General features: G+C 51.9%; 4 protein-coding genes and 1 pseudogene. 2 read left to right on the top strand and 3 right to left on the bottom strand.

What is annotated here, in order from left to right; genetic code table 11:
- Together H6F43_RS23165 and H6F43_RS13670 are read right to left on the bottom strand one after the other, a co-directional pair.
- Window positions 1-123 (bottom strand): annotated as a pseudogene (locus H6F43_RS23165) (NADH-quinone oxidoreductase subunit H); the annotation flags it as partial.
- 416 nt (window positions 124-539) lie between these two features.
- Complete coding sequence (locus H6F43_RS13670) at window positions 540-1,676, bottom strand: citrate synthase (protein WP_190343292.1); 1,137 nt, start codon at window positions 1,674-1,676, stop codon at window positions 540-542.
- A gap of 363 nt (window positions 1,677-2,039) precedes the next feature.
- Here H6F43_RS13670 and H6F43_RS13665 point away from each other — a divergent pair, with 363 nt between their 5' ends.
- Window positions 2,040-2,450, top strand: coding sequence for a hypothetical protein (locus H6F43_RS13665; RefSeq protein WP_190343291.1), 411 nt, complete (start codon window positions 2,040-2,042; stop codon window positions 2,448-2,450).
- 25 nt (window positions 2,451-2,475) lie between these two features.
- Here the strand turns inward: H6F43_RS13665 and H6F43_RS13660 are convergent, their stop codons facing one another.
- Window positions 2,476-2,673 carry a cation transporter gene (locus H6F43_RS13660; protein WP_190343290.1) on the bottom strand — a complete coding sequence of 66 codons (198 nt, stop codon included), beginning with the start codon at window positions 2,671-2,673 and terminating at the stop codon, window positions 2,476-2,478.
- A 308-nt stretch (window positions 2,674-2,981) separates the two neighbouring features.
- Between H6F43_RS13660 and H6F43_RS13655 the strand changes: the two genes are divergently transcribed.
- The coding region (locus H6F43_RS13655) for a tetratricopeptide repeat protein (protein WP_190343289.1) at window positions 2,982-5,246 on the top strand (2,265 nt) is incomplete at its 3' end.

The raw sequence follows: 5,246 nt of genomic DNA, 5'->3' as shown, positions 1-5,246 counted from the left end.
CGCCACCACAATCATCAGCAGCATCGGCAGGGGCATCCAGATCGCCTTAGCAGCACCTGCCGGGATGCCCAACTCCATGAGCGATCGAACAAAGCTTTCTTGTAAATCGATTCCTGAGTTCATTTTTTACCTGGGCACTCCCTCAGTGTTCTCACGGGAACAAAGTAACAGCTCTCTCTTGAATGCCCCACTACAGGCGAAGCAGTTCCTAGTAACAGAGTTGTTACAGTGTCCATGCGTCCCTAGTATATCGTTGGATCTACGCTTCGGGATAGTCATAAAGATATAGATAGATTAGGGGTCAGACATAGAGAAATTACTGCATGAACTGTATGTCTGTAGGATAGCTATAACAGCAATTAGCGCTTAGCCACGAGTGGTTAAAGCAGCTACGTTAATACTGCTACAAAAGAAAGAAGCCCTCGAAGCCGTAAAGCTTGAGGGCTGGAGTTCCTGAAAATCGTCACTTGCAAATATGGTCGCAGGGGAAACACTGAAATACAAGAGGGGTCTCGCCCCCTATTTGACAGGCGATCGGGTTATCGCTTCTCGATCGGAATATACGGAGCGTCATGCAGCCCGGTGTAAATTTGCGTTGGGCGAAAAATTCGGTTCTCGGCAAGTTGCTCCTTCCAGTGCGCAAGCCAACCCGCGGTGCGTGAGATGGCAAACACGGGCGTGAACAGGTCGGTCGGAATGCCCAACTTGCGGTAGACCAAGCCCGAATAGAAGTCAACATTGGGGAAAATACCTCGATGCCCCAGCTTCTCCGCCACCGCATTCTCCAGTTCAACGGCGATGTCGTAATAGTCATCCCGCCCAAACTTCTCAAACAGCTTTTCTGCCATCTGCTGCAAGATGGTGGCACGGGGGTCCTTAACTTTGTAAACTCGGTGCCCAAAGCCCATAATTTTGGCTTTGGAGGCAAGCTGCTCTTCTAGATAGGGGCGAACATTTTCGACCGAGCCAATTTCTTCCAGCATTAGAATCACTTCCTCACTGGCTCCGCCGTGGAGAGGTCCCGCTAGAGTTCCTACCGCCGAGGCAACTACGGCATAAGGATCGGTCAGCGTCGATGCTGTGACCATCGCAGAGAAGGTTGAAGCGTTGATCGTATGCTCTGCATGCAGCAGCAGGCTGATATCAAAGATGCGGGCAGCTAATGGATCGGGTTCGCGCTCGTTCAACATGTAGAGGATGTTGGCAGCATAATCCAAATCATCGCGGGGCTGAATGGGGTCGTTCCCTTTCCGCATTAGCTGAATTGCGGCAACCATGGTGGGAATCTTTGCCAACAGCCGGACTACTGCCGCGCGGATGTAGGTGGGATCGTCGAGGGCGCGGCGTGAATAGAACAAGCCAAGAGCTGCCGCACATGCTTGTAGAGCATCCATCGGATGTCCGCTTTCGGGAAAGCACTTCATCATGTCACGAATGCGATACTTCAGCCGCCGATGGTAGCGAATCTCGTGCTCAAACAAACTCAACTCATCGTTGGTTGGCAGCTCGCCCCAAATCAGCAAATATGCCGTTTCTAGAAATGTGCTGCGCTCTGCGAGTTCTTCGATCGGAATCCCTCGATACTCTAGGACTCCCCGCTGTCCATCGACGAAGCTAATGCTCGATTGCGTTGCGGGAATCCCTTCTAGCCCTGCCCTATATTCACAGACAGTCATGGTCCTACCATTTACTTAAAAAGTGTTCGCTCAAGCTAACTTATCAGAAATTTGATTTCTGTATCGCTCTAGTCCACATCCTTTAAAGACTTTAAGGATGCATGATCAGGCATTTGTCAGCGACTAAACTCCATAAATCTTAAGAATGGGAGCTTCAAGAAAGTGTCGCCAAACGTAAAAATTGGTTACTATTTATCTACAGGGATTTTCACTTCAACGACCATCATTGCTATTTACTTACTCGCAACCTGTCTGCTCCGATGGTCCTGCATATAGTCAGGAGGAGACAGGTTGGCTTTTTATTTGGATGGTTTGTGTACACCTACGTTGTCCTTTACCTTGTTCTTTCTAATTAGGAGTTTTATGCCACAAAGACATGCGCGTCACAAATCTCATTCCGCCTCACACTCAGCCCACAGTTCCTCCAATCGCTACAATCCAGCAAAGCCACAAAAAGAGCGCCTCAGCCGGACTTGGAGTGAACTGCAAACTTCTAGCCACGAAACAACTGCCGCTTCATCGAAGCTAGCCAGCCTAATTGAGCAAGACGCTCCGCTACAAGCTCACGGCGGACTCGTGCTGATGTACGGTCCGTTCCAAGAAGAAATGCAACCGGGAGAGGGGCGCGGCGTTGCGTCCTGGTTAAGAGACTGCGTTCGCAAGCATGGACTGCCTAGCCTGGTGCGGTACGACTATCGTCATCGCGCCCAGATCTTTCGACGCGATCAGTTCCAACCTTGGTTGGAGCCGCTGCTAACTAAGATTCCTAGTTAGAACGATCGCATTAATCGTTCAGCATTTAACCTTCAATTTGATGTCCTGCTGCTGTAATCAGCTGCTTGAAGGTTTCCTCGGATGCTTGTGACTCAACTGTAACCGTCTTGGTCTCTGGATCAACCTCAACATGGGCGTTGGGTTCAGAGGTCAGGATGGTTTCTTTGAGTTCTTGTGCTGCTTCAGAGCTATTCAGGGTTGGAACCGTAAGTTTGAGTGCCATTGTTCATTCAGATTAGGTTGACCTCTATTTTCTGGTCTTCAACGTATTTGAGCACTCGACTAAAGGTAGATTCGGCTGGAACTGCTTGAGTGATTCTGCTGACAAGCTAGGGAAGAGGTTTGTAAATATTGGAATAAGCTGGAACGTTCGCAGGTGCCGTTACATTTCATCACTTGCTAAGCTGTTGCACGTTTGGAGTGTCATTTGATTGGCGTTAGCTCAAGCGGATTCAGCCCTCAGATGCTGTGTAAAGCTGTCGCTCACCAAGAATTCACGCAGGTTTCCTGAGCGCGATCGAGTTCTAAGCAATGAGACAACCACCTGTGATGTTGGGTAAAACCCTGGGGGGACGCTACCAGCTTGCTGACTATTTAGGCGGCGGTGGCTTTGGTCAAACGTATTTAGCCGAGGACTTGCATCTGCCGGGTAAGCCCCATTGTGTTGTTAAGCAGTTGCAGCCGAGAGTGACGACGAGTGAGGCGCTGCAAATGGCGGCTCGGCTGTTTGATACGGAAGCGCAAGTGCTGTATGCGTTGGGCGATCACGACCAAATTCCCCGCTTGTTTGCCCACTTTGAGGAAGCACACGACTTCTACCTCGTGCAGGAGTTTATTGAGGGCGACGTGCTGAGCGAAGAACTCAAAGCGCGAGGTTGTCTGACTGAGCCAGACGTAATTCCCCTAATTCAGGATGTACTAACCGTTTTGGAGTTCGTCCATCAGCAGCAGGTGGTTCATCGCGATATCAAGCCGTCTAATTTGATTCGGCGAAAAAGCGATCGACGCCTCGTGCTAATTGACTTTGGTGCCGTGAAGCAAGTTAGCTTGCAGACTGAGGACGACCCGCAGGGGTCAATGACGATGGCAATTGGCTCGTCAGGCTATATGCCGAACGAACAGCTTGCCGGAAAGCCTCGATATAGCAGTGACATCTATGCGGTTGGCATGATGGCAATTCAGTGCTTGACGGGCATTAATCCGCAGCGATTTCCTGAAGACCCTACCACGAGTGAGATTATTTGGCGCGATCGCGTTCAGGTCAGCCCAGCCTTTGCAGATATTCTCGATACGATGGTGCGCTACGACTATCGCCAGCGCTATCCTTCGGCGAAAGAGGCGTTAGAGGCGCTAGCGCCTCTAACCCATGTTGCAACCGCTGAAACGCTGCTGTCCGAATCAACTATCGTCAGCTTTGATGGACATCTAGCCTGGTTAGAGCGGGGGGATGATCTATTTCAACTCCAGCGCTACAAAGAGGCGATCGCCGCATACGATCGCGTCATTCAAGCGATGCCAAACGACTATTTGACGTGGTTCAAGCGTGGCATTGCCCTCGAAAATTTGAGCCGCCACGATGAGGCAACCGCTGCGTACGATCGCGTCGTTCAACTTCAGCCGGATGATTATCTGGCGTGGTACAAGCGCGGTGGCATGCTCGAAGCCTTACAGCGGCATGAGGATGCTTTAGAGTCTTACGATCAGGTAGTGCAACTCCAGCCAAAAAACTACTGGGCGTGGCACGATCGTGGCAGAGTTTTAGAGGATCTGCGGCGGTTTGATGACGCCATCGCTGCCTACGATCGCGCTGCTCAACTCAAACCCGATTTTCAACTGGCAATTCAAAGCCGCAAGCGGGTGCTAAGTACCTTACAGCGAGTCGATACGCTTTATGATTTGCAGCACTACGACGAAGCCGTGGTTGCCTGTGAACGCGCGATCGCGCAGAACCCAGACGACTCATTGGCGTGGCTGATGCGTGGAATGGCATTGGAGAACTTGGAGCGGTACGAAGACGCCATTGCCTCCTACGATCGCGTCGTTGAACTTCAGCCGGATGATCACGTGGTTTGGTTCAAGCGGGCGACCTTGCTCGAAAAATTACAGCGGTACGAGGATGCTGTGGCGTCCTATTACCGGGTAGTGCAGCTTCAGCCTGATAACTGCTGGGCGTGGCTCGATCGTGCCAGACTCCTAGAGCAGTTGCAGCAGCCTGAAGCGGCGATCGCGGCATATGATCGCGCCCTTCAGATCAAACCGGAGTTGCACACGGCAGTCGAGGGACGCAGGCGTGCCTTAGCCCAACTGCATGGCAGGCTGCTGCTAACAGCAGATGTAGAGGATGAGACACTGGTTTCGTCGTGCACTGACGATCGCAGCCAGTCAGACGCCGTTACGCACGACCTGAATGCGGTGCTGAACCAGGTGAAGCAGGAGCTACAGACGTCGTCAGCACTCAATGAGGCGGAGACGATTGTGCGTCAGGCTCACGTCGAGGAAACGGCGATTCATCCGTCTTTGGAGGACGCGACGATCGTGCGCCATCCGGTTCCGGCACCCACTGCTGAAGTCAGCGTTGAGCACGCTCCCCTAACAAAGGAGGACCAGTACAGGAGATGGTTTCAGAAGGGACAGGCTCTGGAAAAACTTCAGCGCTACACGGAAGCTCTTGTTGCCTACAACCAAGCGTCGCAACTACGCACAGATGACCCTGTCCTCTGGCGCTGGCGTGGTAATGTCCTTCACATGCTGCGGCGCTACGAGGAAGCCATTTCCTCCTACGAGTCTGCCCTACAG

The organism is Leptolyngbya sp. FACHB-36 (assembly GCF_014695955.1).
Taxonomy (GTDB): Bacteria; Cyanobacteriota; Cyanobacteriia; order Leptolyngbyales; family Leptolyngbyaceae; genus FACHB-36.
This window is presented reverse-complemented; position numbering and strand designations above follow the sequence as displayed.